Raw genomic sequence first — 16,816 nt, forward strand, 5'->3', positions numbered from 1 at the left:
CGGGTGAAATGAGCAAAACGCCATCGTTCCAGAAGAGCCGCACCCGTCGGATTTGGGCCGGTGAGGTCCCCCTTTTGGCGCCTTTACCGAGGCGCTGTCGAGAGAGCTCCACTTCCAGCGATGCCGCGACGACCGTCATACAGGATGCCGGCCATCACGACTCGCGCTGAGACTGGAGGGCGACCTCCCTTCGGCTTCGGCGGCTCCGCTCGTATCAGCGGCTCGATCCGACGCCACAGAGCGTCGGGCACGTCGGCAAACTTGGCTTCCACAAAGCGCTGTAGCTCACACTCGATCCGACCTTTCAAGAGGTTTTAGGCTCGACTCTTGGCAGCCTAGAACTGACTGAAGAACTTCCAAACCTCTTGCGGTTGCCAACGTTGACCACCCTCTCGCGGCGGATCAGGCGTGTGCGGTCCCACGAAGGAGCAGAACTCGACCGGATAACCCGTCGTGCAGCCCATGAAGTTGGTGCACACGTGGTTTCCGGTGGCCCTTGTCGGCTCCTTCCAGGTGCAACCGTTCAGCCCGGCGTACGTCTGCGCCATCGAGACACCGGCACTGTACTGAAGGACGTTGTCGTTGGTGCCATGGGATGCGTAGAAGGCGACCGCTTCGCTCGGCTTGCAGTTGCCGGCACTGAGCTGCGCCATTCCGTTGTAGACGGCGACGGCGCGGACACCCCAAGTGCCGGCTCCATCGAGTGGACGCGAGCAAGCCGTCCGGTAGGACATGCTGCCGCCGTAACTCCAGCCGTTTGCGAAGATCTTGCTCTTGTCGATACAGAAATTTTGCTCGACCTGCTCTACCACGGCGTCCGCGAGTGCCACGTTCGAGCCGCTTGAGTCGGGCCACCCGCAGCCGCTTTCCCCGTTGCCATTCCCGGTGCACGGCGTTCCGTTCTTCTCCCCATTGGGAGCCACGAAGATCGTGCTGCTGGCGGCGTCGGCGATGTCCTTCAGCCAGTAGTAGTTCTGCTGATACATCTGCTTGTCGTTTCCATCGAGCTGATGCCAAGCGATGACCAATCTGTACGGCTTCTTATTGTCGTAGTTGGCCGGCACGCTCAGGATGTATCGACGTTGCCGATTCGCCGCCGTAATCGAGATCGGGTTGCCGTTATTGTACATGCTGGCGTCAATGGTCGGCGTTTTGCCGCACCCGGCGGACAACGTACCCGTGTCCGAGCCTCCACCAGCGCCACCACCGGACCCGGCCCCGCCGGCTCCGCTACCACCTGAGCCAGCAGCCCCGCCCGTGTCCGAGCCGCCCGTGCCCGAGCCGCCCGTGCCCGAGCCGCCCGTGTCCGAGCCGCCCGTGCCCGAGCCGCCCGTGTCCGAGCCGCCCGTGCCCGAGCCGCCCGTGGCCGAGCCGCCCGTGGCCGAGCCGCCCGTGGCCGAGCCGCCCGTGGCCACGGCACCGGTGCCTGCGGAACCATTGGGAGCGCTACCTCCAGAGCCCTGCGTGTCGCTCGAATCGGACGAGCAACCGACGAGCGCCGAGGCACACGCGAACAAGTTGAGAATGACGACGAGGGAAGCGCGGTTCATTAGGCCTCTCCATAAAGGGGACGTACGGGTTTACCTACCGCTTGTAAGTACCGGAGTCACGGTCTATAAATTTATTCCTTCGCTGTTCGCTCCCTCGGTCCGATCCGCGGGTGAGCACGTGGGCGCTCGTGGGCGACGCCGAGCTGGGGCGGGCTGGATGCACTTCGCCATTCGCGAGATGCTGCGAAACCCAAAGTACGTCGGCGAATTCTCGTTCGGTCGTCGGAGGTGGAATTTGTCAACGCGGATGAGACAGCGGTCACGAGAATCCTAACTCGGCACGCGCTCTCGTATCGCCGGTGGCCGCGGCGGGCTCGTACCTCGGTACAACGTCGCACGGCTCACTCCCAGCGCGGCGCACGCGGCGATCACCGAGACCCCAGGCTCGGCGAAGTCTTCCACCAGGTCCATCAGCTGTCTCCGTGCGGATAGGACAAGCAAACGCGTTCCGCAAAGTCAAGATTCTCGGAGCCGTTCCTGGCTCGTGCAGTCCGACTGTACGAGTTTATCGACAGAACGGGCCTTATGCGATCAGACAGGCCTTCCACTCGTGAAACGCCTGCGATTACCGCGACGTCGCACCAAGCGGAAGGCATCCTACCGTATAGCTGTACACTACTGGCACCAAGCGGAAGGCATCCTACCGTATAGCTGTACACTACTGAGCTCGTCCAAACGGCCGCCGTCGCGGTTCGCGGCGCGTCGTGATGGCCGGCGCACGCACCTCAGGGCAGACCTCCCCCCGGCCACGTCGTCGAGCAGCGTCCCTCCCCTTTCAGTTTCGTCACGCGGGGTCCGCCGGGTACCGCGCGCGGCACTCCAGCGGCTCGGCGAACAGACCGAGGTGGCTCAAGATCTTCCTCGCCGTCGCCTTGTCCGTGATCGCGGCCATGAGTCGCATCCGCCCGCTGCATCGCGGGCACGCGAGAACATCTACTGCGTAAGTCCGCCGCAAAAGCTTCGCCCATTCGACGCGAGGCGACGTCGCCAGAAGGAGCCCATCCAGCAGCCGATCAAGATGCTGGACCGAGATCCCCTCCGACACGAATCCAACATCAGCCCACGGCAGTACAGCGCCCAGCGCAGTCGACACCCGCTCGCGCTCGACCGCGCCATGCACCATCGTCAGCAGCGCCCCAACCGCCACGTCCCGAGCGCCTCGCTCCGACACTGCCGACGGCGCCGCCTCGCTTCGCTCGTCTCCTCTGCGCTACGGCGTCTCCATGCCTCTCGCCGGCCCCTTCGGCGCCTGCCCCGCCGGCAAGGGCGTGATCGTCGTCGTCTTCTTCTTGTCATCGCTGCCCGCGCTATCAGCTCCGGCGCGCTGCTCGCCCTTACGCGCCTTCCCCGTCGCCTTCGGCACCACGAGGCTGCGTTGCTTCGCATGCGGCGCGAGCACACCGTGGTAGCGCACCAGCGGATGGCGCGGCGGCGGCACCAGCGCGGCGAGCCTCGCGAAAAACACAATCGGCGTCATCACCCGATGCGTTCCTTTTCGCCGCGGGTATTTCACCTGATAGGCCACCCGACCGTCGCGGAGGATGCTGAGCCGCTCCAAAGCGAAGCAGGGACGCGCGCACTACCGGACGAGCCGCTCGCGCCCCTCGTCGTCGTAGCCCTCGATGCGCACCGCCGCCTCGACGTTGAAACCATCGAGCTCCACCGTGAGCGGCCGACGGCGCTTCGCCTCGAACCGCGCATGAGCCAGCGAGGCAAAGCGGTCCGGATAGTCGGGCTGGTACTTGAGCGTCTTGAACTGCGACTCGGAGAAGGCGTTGTCATCGCTGACGTGAGGCCGGCTGAAGCTTCGAACGACGCCGAGCGAGCCGAGGAGCTGAGCGAGCCCCTCCGACCTCATCGCGGAGCCGCGGTCGGTGTGCACCGTGAGCGAACCGGGCTCGACGCCGTGGCGGGCGACCGTCTCTGCGAAGAGGTGCTCGGCGAGCTCCGCGCTCTCGCGCTCGGCGAGCAGCCAGCCGACGGTCATGCGACTGAACAGGTCGAGGACGACGTACAGGCAGTAGAAGACCCCGGGCAGCGGCCCGCGCAGCTTGGTTATATCCCACGTCCAGATCTGGTTGGGGGCTGTGGCGGTGAGCGTCGGCTTGGCATGCTTCGTCGGCTCACGCTGCGCGCGTCGCTCGCCGCTCTCGCCGGACGCCGCGAGCAGGCGGTACATCGTACGGATGGAGGCAAGGTAGACGCCGCGCGACAGCAGCGTCGCGTAGACCTCCGGCGGGGGCTGGTCGACGAACTCGTCGCTGTGCAACACATCGAGCACGGTTTGCCGCTCGGGGTCACTGAGACGGCGTGGGCTCGGAACGGGCCCCCGCAGCGCGGGTGGCCTCGCGGGCTGGGTCTGCCGGTAGAGCGTAGCGCGGCTGACGCCGAGTGTCGCGCACGCCTGCGCGATGGGGACGTGCGGGTCATCGAGCTCTTCGATAACGTCCATCAGCGCTCTTCGTCGCTCGTGAGGTTGATGCCCAGAATGGCAGAGACTTTTTTTGGGAGATCGATGAGCTTCTCAGCGAGCGCGAGCTTCTCCTCGAGTCGGGCCGAGCGCTTCTCGAGCTCGGCGATGCGCCGGTCCTTCGCGTCCTGCTTCGGCTTGCGGCCGGGCTTGCGCCCGCGAGAGCCTCGCTGCCGTGGAGAGCGAGCTGCTTGCGCCACGCCGTCAGGAGGGAGCTGTAGATGCCCTCGCGGCGCAGCAGCGCCTCGATATCGCCGCGCTGGGTGCATGCGGCCGCCTCGCGAACGATGCGCAGCTTCTCCGCCGCCGAGAACTTCCGCCTCTTGCCCGCCTTCGGCATGGTCTCGACGGCGACGCCACTCGCGCGAGGAGCAGCGCCCTGCGCCGCTGGGGCAAGGGTAGGATCGACGGATCGGAGATGGGAAGGCTTCGGCACGGGTCAGGTCCATTCTCCGCCCTCTCACCACAGATTTCCAGGGGGAGCCTGTCTCACCCGACGTTGGCACAGAGGGCTTGCGCCCCCTCAACGGGAACAAGGGGCAGTTTGCGTTTGATGGCAAGGCGGTGTAACCGAATACGCGACGCCGCTGCTTGAGCATGGCGGCAAGGTGGCTGCGCCCTCGGCGGAGCTGCGAGAGGGCGGTCCCGATCGGCATCCCGAGGCTCCGGGCGATCTCGCTCACCTGCTCACCGCCGCCGACGAGGATCAACACCCAGCGCTCCCACTGATGCACCTCCCAGAGCAGGTCCACGATGGCGCGAACCTCTACCTCGCCGTAGGGAGACGGCGCCCGCTACCGACCGGCGACGTAGATCAGCGGAACGGCGACCTCCAGGCGGCAGACCCCGTCGTGGGACTTGCGGCCTGGTGGACGGCGACGGCGTTCAGCCGGCCGCGGTGGCGTTCAGGATGGGCTCAGGATCGCGCGCGGCGCGCGCTGGCGAGGTCGACGACAGGCGCAACGTGGTTGGGCTGCTGCGGGGCGCTGAGGAGCGCCGAGAGGGTGCGAGCGGCGATCTGCGCGGTCGCGAGGTCGCCCGCTACGTGGGCAGCGGCGATGGTCTGCGTGAGGGTCGTGACGAGCACCTGGCGCGGGCTGCTCGCCGGGGGCGTGATCGGGGCTGCTTCGGGTCGGGGAGGGGTCGTCAGCGCGGTCTGCTTCACAACCGCTGAGGGCATCGCCGGAAGCGTCACGGAATCGTCCGGCCGACCAGAGATCGCGGGGTTAGCGCCCACGATCGCCGAGTCGACGCCGGCTTCGACCCCCTCGAAATCCGCTGAAACCCGCCCCATCGCGTCCTCCCGCTCCCCCTGGAAAAGTGACGCTGTACCAGGAACTTTTCCGTGCGGGCACGCGTGCCAGGGGCGGCTCGCGCCCCACACGCCGCGTTGCCTCCCTCGGGGAAAGCGGTCAAGGGACAAGGAGTCCGCGGGACATCCAGGTCGCAACCACAGGCTTCGTGCCCTCCCAGGCGACGAGGGCCTGCTTCGTGAGGTCGATGTCTGTCCGTTTTTCGCCACCCTTGCCCTAACTGGGTTCGGAGCGGGGGACGAAGACATGGCAGGCAGGGTGGAGAGTTCAGCGCTGCCAGCGATGACCTTGTCGTCAAGGGAGATCTTGTCCTTCGAGAGGTGCCCCCCCGGGTGTATGCTGCCGGTTGCCGCCCGTGGGACTTCGGGGCGATTTCCGATCCCAGTCTGGAAACTGTCGTAGGTTGATCGCCCCACCATTCCCCGGGCGGCTCTTTGCCATGCCCACCGCCCCTCCCGCGCCCCCCGCACGCTTTCACACCGAGCGCGTCGAGCGCGAGGACCTCGTCATGTTCATCAACGCCTGCTTCGCGTGCACCGGGCAGGCCGAGTTCTACGGCACCTCCGGAGGCCAGGCCGTCTCCATCGAGTTCCTCCACGAGTACATCCTCGGCAATTACCGCCGCCTCTACGCGCGCACGCTCGCCGCCGGCATCAACCATTTCAACCAGGCGCGCATCGCCGTGAACCTCCTCGCGACCGGCGCCGAGACGCCCGCTCCCGACCGGCGCGAGGAGGGCTCGCTCATCGCGGCGGCCCTCCGGGAGCTCCCCCCGCAGCGCGCGCTCCGGGCGCTGCGCGAGCTCCGGGAGCGCCGCGTGAACAACCGCCGCGCGCGCGCCGTCATCCGCGGCTACCTCGCCGGCCGGCCCGACCCGGCGTTCGACGCCGTCAAGTACCGCGCCCACCTCCGCGCGCTCGCGGTGCACGCTCACCTCCAGCTCCCCGGCGAGATAGGGCCCTTCCTGTTCGAGCCCAAGCGCCGCGCGCCGTTCGAGACGCCGCTCCTCGAGCGCGCGCGGCAGGCGCGTCACGCGAAAGAGGCGATCTTCGACCTGCCGCTGACCGTCGCCGAGGGGCTCGCCGCGGCCCGCGGCGTCTCTCGCGAGGAGCTCCTGCGCCGCGCCGCGCCGCGCATGACCGAGGGCGAGCGCCTCCGGCTCCAGCGCGCCGCCGGGCGCGAGGACGTCGACCTCGCCGTCGACCTCGGCCGCGCCGCGCTCACGCGCGTCGCGCTCTATGCGCTCTCGCTGCCCGAGGAGGTGCGGCGCGAGCGCCGCGACGAGCTCCACGCGGCGCTCGAGCGCGCCGCCGCCCGCGCGCTCAGGAAGAGCCCAGCCGCGCTCGGGCGCGTCGCCGCCGTGCTCGACCGGAGCTACTCGGCGTCCGGATCGAGCGAGAAGCGCCGCCGCCCGCTCGCCGTCGCGCTCGGCGTGAGCTACCTGCTCCGCGCCGCCGCGCGCGAGTACCGCGCCTTCTGGACCGCGCCCACGCCCGACGAGATCCTCGTCGGCGCGCGCGGCCAGACCGATCTCGCGACGCCGCTGCTCGACGCGCTCGCCTGGCGACCCGACGTCGTTGTCGTCCTCTCGGACGGCTTCGAGAACGACCCGCCCGGCGCCGCCGCCGAGGTCGCCCGCTGCTTCCGGGCGCGGCTCGATCCGGGGCAGCGCACGTCGATCGTCCACATCAACCCCGTGTTCGACAGCGAGCGCTACGCGCCCCGCGCGCTCGGCCCGTCGATCCCGACGGTCGGCCTGCGCGACGCGGAGGACCTGCCGACGGTCCTCGGCTTCGCCCGCTTCGCCGAGGGCACGGCGCCGCTCGCGGAGCTCGAGCGCTACCTCGCGCAGCGCGCGGCCACGCTGCTCTCGCGGCACGCCCGGACGCCGGGCGCCGCGGAGCCAGCGGCGGACGCGGGGCCGGCAGGCGCCTTGGCGCCGGCAGGCGCCTTGGAGCCGGCAGACGCCGCGGAGACGGCAGACGGCGTGGAGCCGGCAGACGCCGCGGAGACGGCAGATGAGGCGGAGACGGCAGAAGAGGCGCCCGCCGCGGCGCTCGAGGTGCCCTGATGGCCAAGGCGCCGGCCCTGCTCCGGTCGCTCTCGCTCCGGGGCCTCTCGGCGACGCACGCCCAGGTCTTCGCGGGCGTGCGCCTGGTCCCGCTCCTCCGGGACGCGCCGCGGGGCGACCTGCGCATCGCCGGCCGCAGACACGAGGACGCCTGGTCGATCGTCGATCTCGGCGACGGCACGGCCTACTGCTCCTACGTGCCGCACGCGCTCGTGGTCGGGTGGACCGAGGACGGCTCGCCGGTCGCGTCCTACGGCGCGGCGCTCGCGGGGCCGGAGGTCCGGAACCCGCTCAGCAAATGGGGCTGCGGCGTCCAGCTGCTCCACCGCATGGCCCGGCGCGAGGCGCGCGGCGAGGACCCGGCCGAGCGGAACCGCTTGCGCCTCTTGCCGCTGCACCTCGCGATGGAGGGCTTCCTCTCCCTGCACTTCAACGCCCCCGAGATCGCCTGGTCCGAGTACTCGCGGCGGGCGATCTCCCGCGGTCTCGACCCGCGCACCGAGGTATCGCTCTCCGGCCGGGCGATCCCGAGCCTGGAGGACGCGCTGCGCGTCTTCGAGATCCACGAGGGGCAGTGCGGCGTCCTGCTCTTCGTCGGCGAGCTGCTCGCGTCGGTGTTCGTTGTGTCGCACCCCGACGACTACCGCGCGCTGCACCGCACGCTGATCGAGGACTTCTACGAGCAGACGCTGCTCTACGCGGCCCGCCACAACGGCGACAGCCAGGCGCTCGAGCACACCTTCGACGCCGCGCAGATCGGCTCGCTCGACGACCTGCGGGCCGCGCTCGGCCGGGCGCGGGCGGAGGCCGGCGCGCTGCACGTGGACACGGCCGCGGGGCTCCTCGGCCGGCCGATCGCGGCGGAGCGCGTGTACCGGGCGGGGCCGTTCTCGCTGCAGCGGTTCATGACCGAGCTCGATCCGTCGCTGGACAACCACATCGGCGAGGCGATCGTGCGCGAGGACGGCACGCTGGAGTACGCGAAGACGTACCGGCTCGCCGCGGGGCAGGTGAGGCGCGCCCGGCTCCTCCAGCAGCTCGCGGCGCACGGGTGGAATCTGGTCGCCACCGCGGCGGCGCTCCGGACGACGCGCGACCAGCTGATCCGGCGGATCGAGGGCGAGGGGTTCGGCTACCTCATCGCGGAGCACGTGCTCAAGGCGGCGCTGAAGCGGACGAGGTGAGCGCGCCGTTCCCGGCTCGTTCACGTGCGGGCGCGCGGCCGTGGTCGCGCTGCTCCCGTACGGCATCGACAACGACGCGATCTTCCCGATGTGGGGCCGATCCGCGCCATCATCCCGCTCACGCCCATGCCGTACGCGCAGGCCGTCGAACGGGCGCTCGCCGACTGAGCACCTGCACGGGCGACCGGGGCCGCGTGTCGCTTGCAGCTGGATGCCACGCCGCCCGGGCGATCACGGACGGATCGCCCTGCCGTTCCCGCTGGCCCCCCTGGGCGCGAGTCCGGTCCGTGCCATGCTGCGCACCCTGCGCTGCGGAGCCGACGGACGCCTGAGATGAGCCTGCAAACCACCCGCGACACCTGCCTTGCCCGCGACGCAAGCGACCCGCTGCGCCACCTGCGCGACGAGTTCGCGCTACCGGACGGTGTGATTTACCTGGACGGCAACTCGCTGGGCGCGCGCCCCAAGGCGTCGCTGACCCGCGCCAGGGAGGTGATCGAAGCGGAATGGGGCGACGGCTTGATCCGTAGCTGGAACACGGCCGGCTGGGTGCACATGTCCCGCCGCCTGGGCGACCTCCTGGCTCCGCTGATCGGCGCCGGCAGCGGCGAAGTGGTGGTCACCGACACCACGTCCATCAACCTGTTCAAGGTGCTGGCCGCCGCCCTGCGCCAGCAGCAGAGCACCGCGCCCGAGCGGCGGGTGCTCGTGTCGGAGCGCGACAACTTCCCCACCGACCTGTACATCGCCGAGGGCCTGACCGAGCTGCTGAAGATGGGCGGCGGCGCAGCCTACGAGTTACGCCTGATCGACTCGCCCAAGGAATTGCCCCAGGCGATCCGCGACGACGTGGCGGTGCTGATGCTCACCCATGTCAACTACAAGTCTGGCTACATGCACGACATGGCCGGCGTCACGGCGCTCGCGCGCGAAGCCGGCGTGCTGACCGTGTGGGACCTGGCGCATTCCGCCGGCGCCGTGCCGGTGGATCTCCACGGCGCCCGCGCCGATTTCGCCGTCGGCTGCACCTACAAGTACCTGAACGGCGGCCCCGGCGCGCCGGCCTTCCTGTGGGTGGCGCCGCGCCATCAGAGCCGCTTCGGGCAGCCGCTGTCCGGCTGGTTCGGCCATGCCCGGCAGTTCGCGATGGAACCCGCCTACACCCCCGCCGACGGCATCGGCCGCTTCCTGTGCGGCACCCAGCCGATCACGGCGCTTTCGCTGGTGGAGTGCGGGCTCGCCGTCTTCCGCCATACCGACATGGCCGCGCTGCGCGCCAAGTCGCTGGCGCTGACGGATCTGTTCATCCAGCTGGTGGAAGCCCGCTGCGGCCAGCATCCGCTGATCCTGGTCACCCCGCGCGACGCCGCCCGCCGCGGCAGCCAGGTCAGCTTCGAGCACCCGCAGGGCTACGCGGTGATGCAGGCGCTGATCGCCCGTGGCGTGATCGGCGACTACCGGGAGCCGCGCATCATGCGCTTCGGCTTCACCCCGCTGTATACCCGCTTCGTCGACGTCTGGGATGCGGTGGACGCGCTGCGCGACCTTCTGGAGAGCGGCGCCTGGGACAAGCCGGAATTCCACCAGCGCGGCGCGGTGACCTGACATCGACCGGCTGTTCTGGCATGATTTCTCTAGGCGCGCGCGCTCACGAGCCAGCAGGCCGCGGTGAAGCGGGCCGCGCCCTCCTGGATGTACGCGTCGAAGGCAGCGCGGACCGCCTGGGCCGTCTGGGCGCGCGTCGGCTCGTCCGCGTCCCGCAGCGCCTGACCCACCGGTCCTAGCCTGGTGACGTAGGCGAGCAGGTCGTTCTCCGCGACGCCGCTCGGCACGTCGATCGGGCGAATGTCGACGTCGGTCCAGCCGCTCGCGTCCAGGATCCGCTGCACCCGCTCGCTGTCCGCGAAGGCGAACGGGCCGGGGGCGTCGGGGTCCGGGACGCGCACGCTCGGCAGGAGCGGGGCCGCAGCGCGCGCGGCCTCGGTCATGAACGGGTTCTCGTCCGCGCTGCGCCATGCCACGAACGAGAGCTTCGCCTCGCGCCGGGCGGCGCGCCGGATGTTGGCGAACGCCGCCGCGGGATCGTCGAAGAACATCACGCCGAAGCGCGAGATCACCGCGTCGAACGTGCCCTGCTCGAACGCGTGGGTCTGCGCGTCCGCCTGGACGAACGCGGCGGACGCCAGCCCCTCGGCGGCGGCGCGTGCCCCGGCGGCCGCCACGAGCGGCCCGGAGATATCCACGCCGAGGCAGAGGCCCGCTGGCCCGAGGCGCCGCGCCATCGCGAGGGACGTGGCGCCCGCGCCGCAGCCGACGTCGAGGACGCGCCCGCCCTCGCCGGGGAAGCCCTCGTCGATGAGCGGCGCCACGAGCGGCGCCATCATGCCATCGAGCACTTCCTGCAATTCCACCCAGGTGCGCCCGCTGGCCTCGTTCCACAGCGTGGCCTGGTCGCGATTCGGTTGATGGGCTTCGGACATCGGAGTCTCCTTCGGTTTGCAGTCGGAACTCATGTGCCGTAATCTGCAAGCTCAAGTCAACTTGAGGTCAAGCGTGAAACAGCTGGACATCGCGGAGGTGGCCCGGCGCTCCGGCGTGCCCGCCTCGACCCTGCGGTTTTACGAGGAGAAGGGGCTGATCGCGTCCACCGGGCGGCGGGGCTTGCGGCGCCTGTTCGATCCCGCGGTGCTGGAGCGCCTGGCGCTGATCGCGCTCGGCCAGGTGGCGGGGTTCTCGCTGGACGAGATCGCCCGGGTGTTCTCGCCCGACGGCCGGCCGCGCATCGAGCGAGAGCGGCTGACGGCCAAGGCCGAGGAGCTGGACCGGACCATCCAGCGCCTGGTCGCCCTGCGCGACGGCCTGCGCCACGCGGCGGCGTGTACCGCGCCGAGCCACCTGGAGTGTCCGCGCTTTCGCAGCATCGTCCGGCTCGCCGGCGCCGGGCGTCTCGATCCCCCTTCCGGTCCCGGAGCGGCGGGTGGTGGCCTAATTTGAACATGAAGGCGGTAAGGCGGGAAGAAAAGATCAATGTTCTTCCCGCCTTACCGCCTTACCGCCTTCATGTGAATCACTCCGGGGCAAATTAGGCCACCACCGAGCGGCGCGTGCGCAGGAGGGAGGGAACCCTGCTCGGCCGAGCGTGGGGCGCTCCCGGGGTGGCGGGACCGGGGCACGTACCGGGTTGCGGCCTGCTACCGTCGTCGCGCTCGAGGCGAGCGAGGGGGCGAGCGAAGGCAGGAACGGGAGCGGGCGAAGTTGAAGCAGGGAGAGGAAGAGGAGCGGCGGGCGGCCCGGGACCGTGCGGCGCGACGGAGGCTGGTGGCGAGTGCGGCCGTTGCCGCCGCGGTGGCCGTGGTGGTGGCGGTCATCGTCGTCCGGGCGCTGGAGCAGCGGGGCGCGGCACGGAATGCGGCGGCTGCCGCGCGGAGGGCGGAGGAGGCGCGGCGGGAGGCGGCGACCCAGGCGGCGCTGATGCGAGCATCCTCGCTGGTGGCCGGCGCTCGTGAGCTGCTGGCGCGAAATCGGCCAGAGTCTGCGGTGCAGCTGCTGCTCGAGGAGAGACGCGGAAAACGTACGTGGCTGGACCGAGCTGACACGTGATGTGCTCGCCTCGGCTCCTTCGATGCTCACGATGCGCGGCCATCGGGGCGACGTGCTGCGTGCTGACTTCAGCCCCGATGGGAAGCGCATCGTCTCGGCCTCGGGCGACAAGACGGCGCGGGTGTGGAACGCGGACGGCAGCGGCACGACCGCGGTGCTCCGGGGCCACGAGGGCGCCGTCATGTTCGCGGCGTTCAGCGCCGACGGGCAGCGTGTTGTCACGGCCTCGGACGACGGGACGGCGCGGGTGTGGAACGCGGACGGCAGCGGCACGGCCGTGGTGCTCCGGGGCCACGAAGGCGAGGTGAGCTCCGCGGAGTTCAGCGCGGATGGGCAGCGTGTGGTCACGGCCTCGAACGACACGACGGTGCGTGTGTGGAGCGCGGACGGCAGCAGCATGCCTGTCGTGCTCCGGGGGCACAAGGCTCCGGTCTGGTCCGCGGCCCTCAGCGCCGACGGGCTGCGGGTGGTGACGGCCTCGCACGACACGACGGCGCGTGTGTGGAACGCGGATGGCAGCGGCACGCCCATCGTGCTCCGTGGCCATGAGGGCTCGCTTCTCTCGGCGGCGTTCAGCGCCGACGGGCAGCGCGTGGTCACCACGTCGGACAAGACGGCGCGGGTGTGGGCCATCTCTACCGGCGCGCTTCGGCAGGCCCTTCGCGCCGCCACCAGCGACTGCATCTCTCCTGAGATGCGCCGGACCTACCTCGTTGAGAGCGACGAAGACGCTCGCCGGGGCTACGAGTCCTGCGAGCGCTCGTACGGCCGGGTGCCGTTCTATCCGGAGGTCGAGCTGCCGTGAGCTGCAAAGGCATCGCCAGGAGCACCGCAGTGCCGTCTGGCCACGGGATGTCTCACGTTTGGCAGCAGCCAAAGCGATCTCCGACATGAACCCTCGTTCCTTCTCGATCGCCCTCTCTCTCCTCATGGCCGCCGCCTGCCAGCGCTCCGAGCCCACCCCGAGCGATCCGCCGCCGTCTCCGCCCGCCGCTCCCGCGCCTCCGGCTGCCCCGGTCGAGCCGTGGGCGTCTCGGCCGCAACGAGGAGTGCGCCGTTCCGTACGCCCCGCACCCGGCAGCGCCGTAGCTGGCAATCGCGAGCCCGACGCGCGTTGGATGAGGAGCGGACGGCCACGCTCACCGAGCGCCTTCTCAACCTCATCGCGACGCGGCAGGTGCGCAGCGTCGTGCTCGACCTCTCGGCGCTCGAGACGATCGACACGCGCACCGCCGACCGGCTGGTCGGCATCGTCCGCGCGATAGGCCTGCTCGGCGCGCGCGCGGCGATCACGGGGATCCAGCCGGCGGTCGCGCACACGATGACCTCGCTGGGCATCGATCTGTCGAGCATGGTCACGATGCGCACCCCGAAAAACGCGATCCGCCTCTTCTCGACGTCCGGGCCAGCCCGCTCGTCCGGCGGGCGCGTCACATCGGCTCTTGAAGGTCCTTGTAGCTCGGCAGCGCGCCGAAGTTGAACCCGATGCCGAAGTTGTAGACGAGCCCCCGCCCCTCGAGGCTCTTCATCATCGTGAGCTCCGGGTGGATCGCGAAGCTGTCGGAGGTCCGGAACTGGAACCCGAGGCTGCCTCGGAGGAGGAGGCCATCCGCGGTCGAAGCGGCCTCGCCGTCGTCCGCGATATTGCCCGAGGCGAGGCCGTAGGTGACGCCAGGGGTCACCACGATCGAGAACCAGTCCGTCGGGTTCACGCCGAGCATCACCGGCGCGTGGAGGTAGACGATGTGGACCGACGCCTCGTCGGACGCGAGGTAGAAGTACTGCACCCCCGGATCGACGGCGAGATCAAAGACGCCGCGGACCGGGTTCACCTTGAGATCGACGCCGAACGAGCTGAGGTTATGGACGTGGGCGCCGACGTCCAGGATGTCCGTCAAGCCGGTCCGGAGCTGATACGAGGGCAGCGTCGGCACGAACCCGCTGGTCGTCCTCGTCCTCGTCTCCGCCTGGCCGGTCTCCGGATTCTCCACGAGCTCGGCGGTCTCGCCGATGTAGCCGAAGCTTTCGAGTGACACCGAATGCGCGACCTTGTCGGGCGCCACGGTCCGCGGAGTCCCGTAGGAGTTCGGGTTGGGGCAGCCCGAGAGCAGGGCGCCGAAGAGCAGGACGGCCGGAAGCGCAAGGAGACGAGCAGATGGCTTTCGCATAGCCGACCATCCTATCCATTCCACACTCGTGATGTCCAGGCACCTCGCGGAGAAAGCAGCATTGCAGCGGCATGGCCTCACGCGTCGTTCACCATGGTTCGCGCACGCCAGGCGCCGCCCGTTCGGCGCTGGCTGGGAGTGCCCTGGAGCAGCGTGGGAGCGCTGTTGTCTCATCGCGCAACGGCCGTGATGGGTCGATTCGCCGCTGCCTTGTCGGGATCGGGCCATGGAGCGTATACGTCGGCGGCATCCCGCTCCTTCCTTACCATCCACGACGGCGTGATCCTGCGGTGCCTCGAAGCTGGCAGAGGCCTCTGGTCATGAACCCGGGAGGGTCACAGACGGCGATCCTGCTCGCGCAGCAAGTCGAGGCATTCTCGGGTGCTGGTCAAATTGAACAGCGAGACAGGGAGGCAGGGAGAAAAACTCAGTAAATCTCCCTGTCTCCCCGTGATCGTCCTCGGGCAAAGTCGACCACCACCACCGCCGAGCGAGCGGGAAGGCATGCCGGACATGGGCGAGGGCCTCGCCGCCGGCTGCACGGAGACGTGGCGCTCCGATCGGACGGCTACACTACCGATCGAACGACCAGCGCCCTTGCGCTACGGCAGCACGGGGCGCGCGTCGTGGGGGCCCGCCTCGCCGGCAGGCGCCGGCTGATTGCGCTCCAGCGCCTCGATGCGCCCGAGGAACGCGCGCCCCTTGGCCGGATCCGTCATGTACACGAACGCCGCGAGCCCCTTGAGCTGCGCGAGCGTCTCGCCCTTTCCTGGCCTCCCGAGCTCCCGGTTGCGGATCGCCGCGCGCAGCGCGCGCACCCGCTCGCGCGGGACGCGCGCCGCCGGCGCCCCCTCGCTCGCCTGGTTGACGACGAGGCCCGTCACCTTCTGCCGGCTGCCCTTGCGCATCACCACGGTCTTGCTCGGATGCAGCCGGAAGCCCTCCGAGCTCAGGATCTCCCGGAGCCCGCGGAGCAGCGCGCCCACCGGCGCGCGCGGCCGCGCGGCGCCGGCGACGCAGGGCGCCTCGGGCGCGCGGAAGGAGAACGTGAGATCGTCAGCATACCGCGTGTAACGAAGCCCGAGCTTGCGGGCGAGGCCGGACGCGCGCCGGTCGAGCCGCAGGCAGATCGCGTTCGTGATCGCCGGGGAGGTGGGCGCGCCCTGCGGGAGCACGCGCGGGCCCGTCGCCACGTAGAGCGTCTGCCCTCGGAACTGCACGACGTCCCGCGGCGCCTCCGTCGAGAGGAGCGCAACGAGCGTCGCGGGCCCCTCGGCCACGCCCGCCTTGCGGAGCAGGCCGCGCACCCGGCGCCACGTGATCGTCGGGAAGAAGTCCTTGATGTCGACCTTGACGATCGTATCGGCGCCAGCGTGCGCGGCGGCGTTCGTGACGATGGACCGGCTCGCCAGGAAGCCGTGCGCCGCGGCGTGGACCGGCAGCTTCTCGAACAGGTTGCGGAGCGCCCAGCGCTGCGCGCGCTTCAGATCCCGCTTCGGCGACGAGATGGTGCGCGCGCTGCCGTCGCGCTTCGGGATGTGCCACCGCCGGTAATGGGTGCCCGTGTCGACCTCGCGGTGGTACGCGAGCCAGCGGAGCCGCGGGATCGACAGCCCCAGCGCGCTCGCGAGCTCGGCCGCGCCCGGCAGGTCGGGGAGGCCGTGCGCCCGCGCGCGCTCGCTCAGCCCGGGCACATCGAGCGTGTCCGGCCCGACGCGGTCGCTCCAGTGCACGCCCGCGCCAAGGTGGTTGACGTGCGTGGCGACGTAGGCCTCCCAGGCCAGGCGGCGCAGCGAGCGGCGCTCCCGGGCCTCGACCTTCTTGCGCTCCTTCCACTGCGCGCGCTCCCGGTCGGACATCGCCTTGGGATCGCCGGTCGCGAGGGCGCCCTTCGACGTGAGCTCCGCGCTCACCCACGCGTCGATCCCGCCCGCCTCGTCGATCGCCTTCCAGCGGGCGACGCGCTCCTCGTGGGCGAGCCGGCGCGCTTCCACGCTGCCGCGGGCCGCCGCGCCGCCGGGGGCAGGCGGCGTCGTGATGGGGAGAACGACGGGGGCTCGGGCTTGAACGGTCGCGTCGATCTTCGCGGTCATGTCTCGGTGGGAGCGTGGTGGTGAGTCACGATGGGAGCGATCTGTCCTGAGGAGGCCGGACCGTCGATCGCTGTCTCATGTCGCCAAGAGAGGCTCCAAGCGCATCACCTTCGTCGCTTGGTGCACGGTAGCCTCACCGGTTCTCCGGCTAGACCGGCCCTACGGCGCGGGGAGAAACGGCGTTTGCGAGGTTGTCTCAGCTCTCCCCGCGCCGTAGGGCCGGTCTAGCCGAAGAGAACCAAGAACAGGCTACCTTGCGGAGAGTGACTGGCGGTTCCTCCAGAGCGGCGCGGCGCCGCTCCTACGCTCGAGGCGCGGAGGCTGGTGCGTTCAGAACCTCTCCTGGCAACACGATCGATGTCTTTCT

14 protein-coding genes and 2 pseudogenes are annotated in these 16,816 nt (G+C 70.1%); 7 read left to right on the forward strand and 9 right to left on the reverse strand.

Annotated features, from left to right (window positions below):
* Positions 1 to 119: 119 nt before the first annotated feature.
* The 6 genes and pseudogenes from WMF27_RS09580 to WMF27_RS09605 form a co-directional block, all read right to left on the reverse strand.
* Positions 120 to 251 (reverse strand): annotated as a pseudogene (locus WMF27_RS09580) (transposase); the annotation flags it as partial.
* A gap of 84 nt (positions 252 to 335) precedes the next feature.
* Entirely contained in the window at positions 336 to 1,550 is a 1,215-nt protein-coding gene (locus WMF27_RS09585) for an alpha/beta hydrolase family esterase (RefSeq protein ID WP_437769229.1), read from the reverse strand.
* Positions 1,551 to 2,760: 1,210 nt separating this feature from the next.
* Positions 2,761 to 3,117: pseudogene (locus tag WMF27_RS09590) on the reverse strand (transposase); the annotation flags it as partial.
* Positions 3,118 to 3,129: 12 nt separating this feature from the next.
* Entirely contained in the window at positions 3,130 to 4,002 is an 873-nt protein-coding gene (locus tag WMF27_RS09595; RefSeq protein ID WP_437944072.1) for a transposase, read from the reverse strand.
* Positions 3,977 to 4,360, reverse strand: coding sequence for a transposase (locus tag WMF27_RS09600; protein ID WP_437769227.1), 384 nt, complete (start codon positions 4,358 to 4,360; stop codon positions 3,977 to 3,979). Before WMF27_RS09600 ends, WMF27_RS09595 begins: the two co-directional genes overlap by 26 nt.
* A 576-nt stretch (positions 4,361 to 4,936) precedes the next feature.
* Positions 4,937 to 5,200, reverse strand: coding sequence for a hypothetical protein (locus WMF27_RS09605; RefSeq protein WP_157906582.1), 264 nt, complete (start codon positions 5,198 to 5,200; stop codon positions 4,937 to 4,939).
* 572 nt (positions 5,201 to 5,772) lie between these two features.
* On the opposite strand from WMF27_RS09605, the gene WMF27_RS09610 reads away from it, so the two are divergent.
* From WMF27_RS09610 to kynU, 3 genes are all read left to right on the forward strand, one after another.
* Positions 5,773 to 7,404 carry a hypothetical protein gene (locus WMF27_RS09610; RefSeq protein WP_437769226.1) on the forward strand — a complete coding sequence of 544 codons (1,632 nt, stop codon included), beginning with the start codon at positions 5,773 to 5,775 and terminating at the stop codon, positions 7,402 to 7,404.
* Positions 7,404 to 8,588, forward strand: coding sequence for an ARPP-2 domain-containing protein (locus WMF27_RS09615; protein WP_437769225.1), 1,185 nt, complete (start codon positions 7,404 to 7,406; stop codon positions 8,586 to 8,588). Before WMF27_RS09610 ends, WMF27_RS09615 begins: the two co-directional genes overlap by 1 nt.
* Before the next feature lie 339 nt (positions 8,589 to 8,927).
* Complete coding sequence (kynU, locus tag WMF27_RS09620) at positions 8,928 to 10,193, forward strand: kynureninase (RefSeq protein WP_437769878.1); 1,266 nt, start codon at positions 8,928 to 8,930, stop codon at positions 10,191 to 10,193.
* Positions 10,194 to 10,222: 29 nt separating this feature from the next.
* Here kynU and WMF27_RS09625 read toward each other — a convergent pair whose 3' ends face one another.
* The gene (locus WMF27_RS09625; RefSeq protein ID WP_437769224.1) at positions 10,223 to 11,068 is read right to left on the reverse strand and encodes a class I SAM-dependent methyltransferase; all 846 of its coding nucleotides are present in this window, start codon (positions 11,066 to 11,068) and stop codon (positions 10,223 to 10,225) included.
* Positions 11,069 to 11,141: 73 nt separating this feature from the next.
* On the opposite strand from WMF27_RS09625, the gene WMF27_RS09630 reads away from it, so the two are divergent.
* From WMF27_RS09630 to WMF27_RS09645, 4 genes are all read left to right on the forward strand, one after another.
* Positions 11,142 to 11,582, forward strand: coding sequence for a helix-turn-helix domain-containing protein (locus WMF27_RS09630; protein ID WP_437769223.1), 441 nt, complete (start codon positions 11,142 to 11,144; stop codon positions 11,580 to 11,582).
* A gap of 261 nt (positions 11,583 to 11,843) precedes the next feature.
* On the forward strand, positions 11,844 to 12,188 hold the full coding sequence (locus tag WMF27_RS09635) for a hypothetical protein (RefSeq protein ID WP_437769222.1): 345 nt from the start codon (positions 11,844 to 11,846) through the stop codon (positions 12,186 to 12,188).
* A gap of 31 nt (positions 12,189 to 12,219) precedes the next feature.
* The gene (locus WMF27_RS09640; protein ID WP_437769221.1) at positions 12,220 to 12,993 is read left to right on the forward strand and encodes a WD40 repeat domain-containing protein; all 774 of its coding nucleotides are present in this window, start codon (positions 12,220 to 12,222) and stop codon (positions 12,991 to 12,993) included.
* A gap of 309 nt (positions 12,994 to 13,302) precedes the next feature.
* Complete coding sequence (locus tag WMF27_RS09645; protein WP_437944073.1) at positions 13,303 to 13,668, forward strand: STAS domain-containing protein; 366 nt, start codon at positions 13,303 to 13,305, stop codon at positions 13,666 to 13,668.
* Here the strand turns inward: WMF27_RS09645 and WMF27_RS09650 are convergent.
* Entirely contained in the window at positions 13,619 to 14,356 is a 738-nt protein-coding gene (locus WMF27_RS09650; protein WP_437769219.1) for a hypothetical protein, read from the reverse strand. The genes WMF27_RS09645 and WMF27_RS09650 overlap by 50 nt on opposite strands.
* 602 nt (positions 14,357 to 14,958) lie before the next feature.
* Positions 14,959 to 16,449 carry a reverse transcriptase family protein gene (locus WMF27_RS09655; protein ID WP_437769218.1) on the reverse strand — a complete coding sequence of 497 codons (1,491 nt, stop codon included), beginning with the start codon at positions 16,447 to 16,449 and terminating at the stop codon, positions 14,959 to 14,961.
* Between the last annotated feature and the right edge of the window lie 367 nt (positions 16,450 to 16,816).

This window comes from Sorangium sp. So ce281, assembly GCF_051527395.1.
GTDB lineage: Bacteria > Myxococcota_A > Polyangia > Polyangiales > Polyangiaceae > Sorangium > Sorangium cellulosum_B.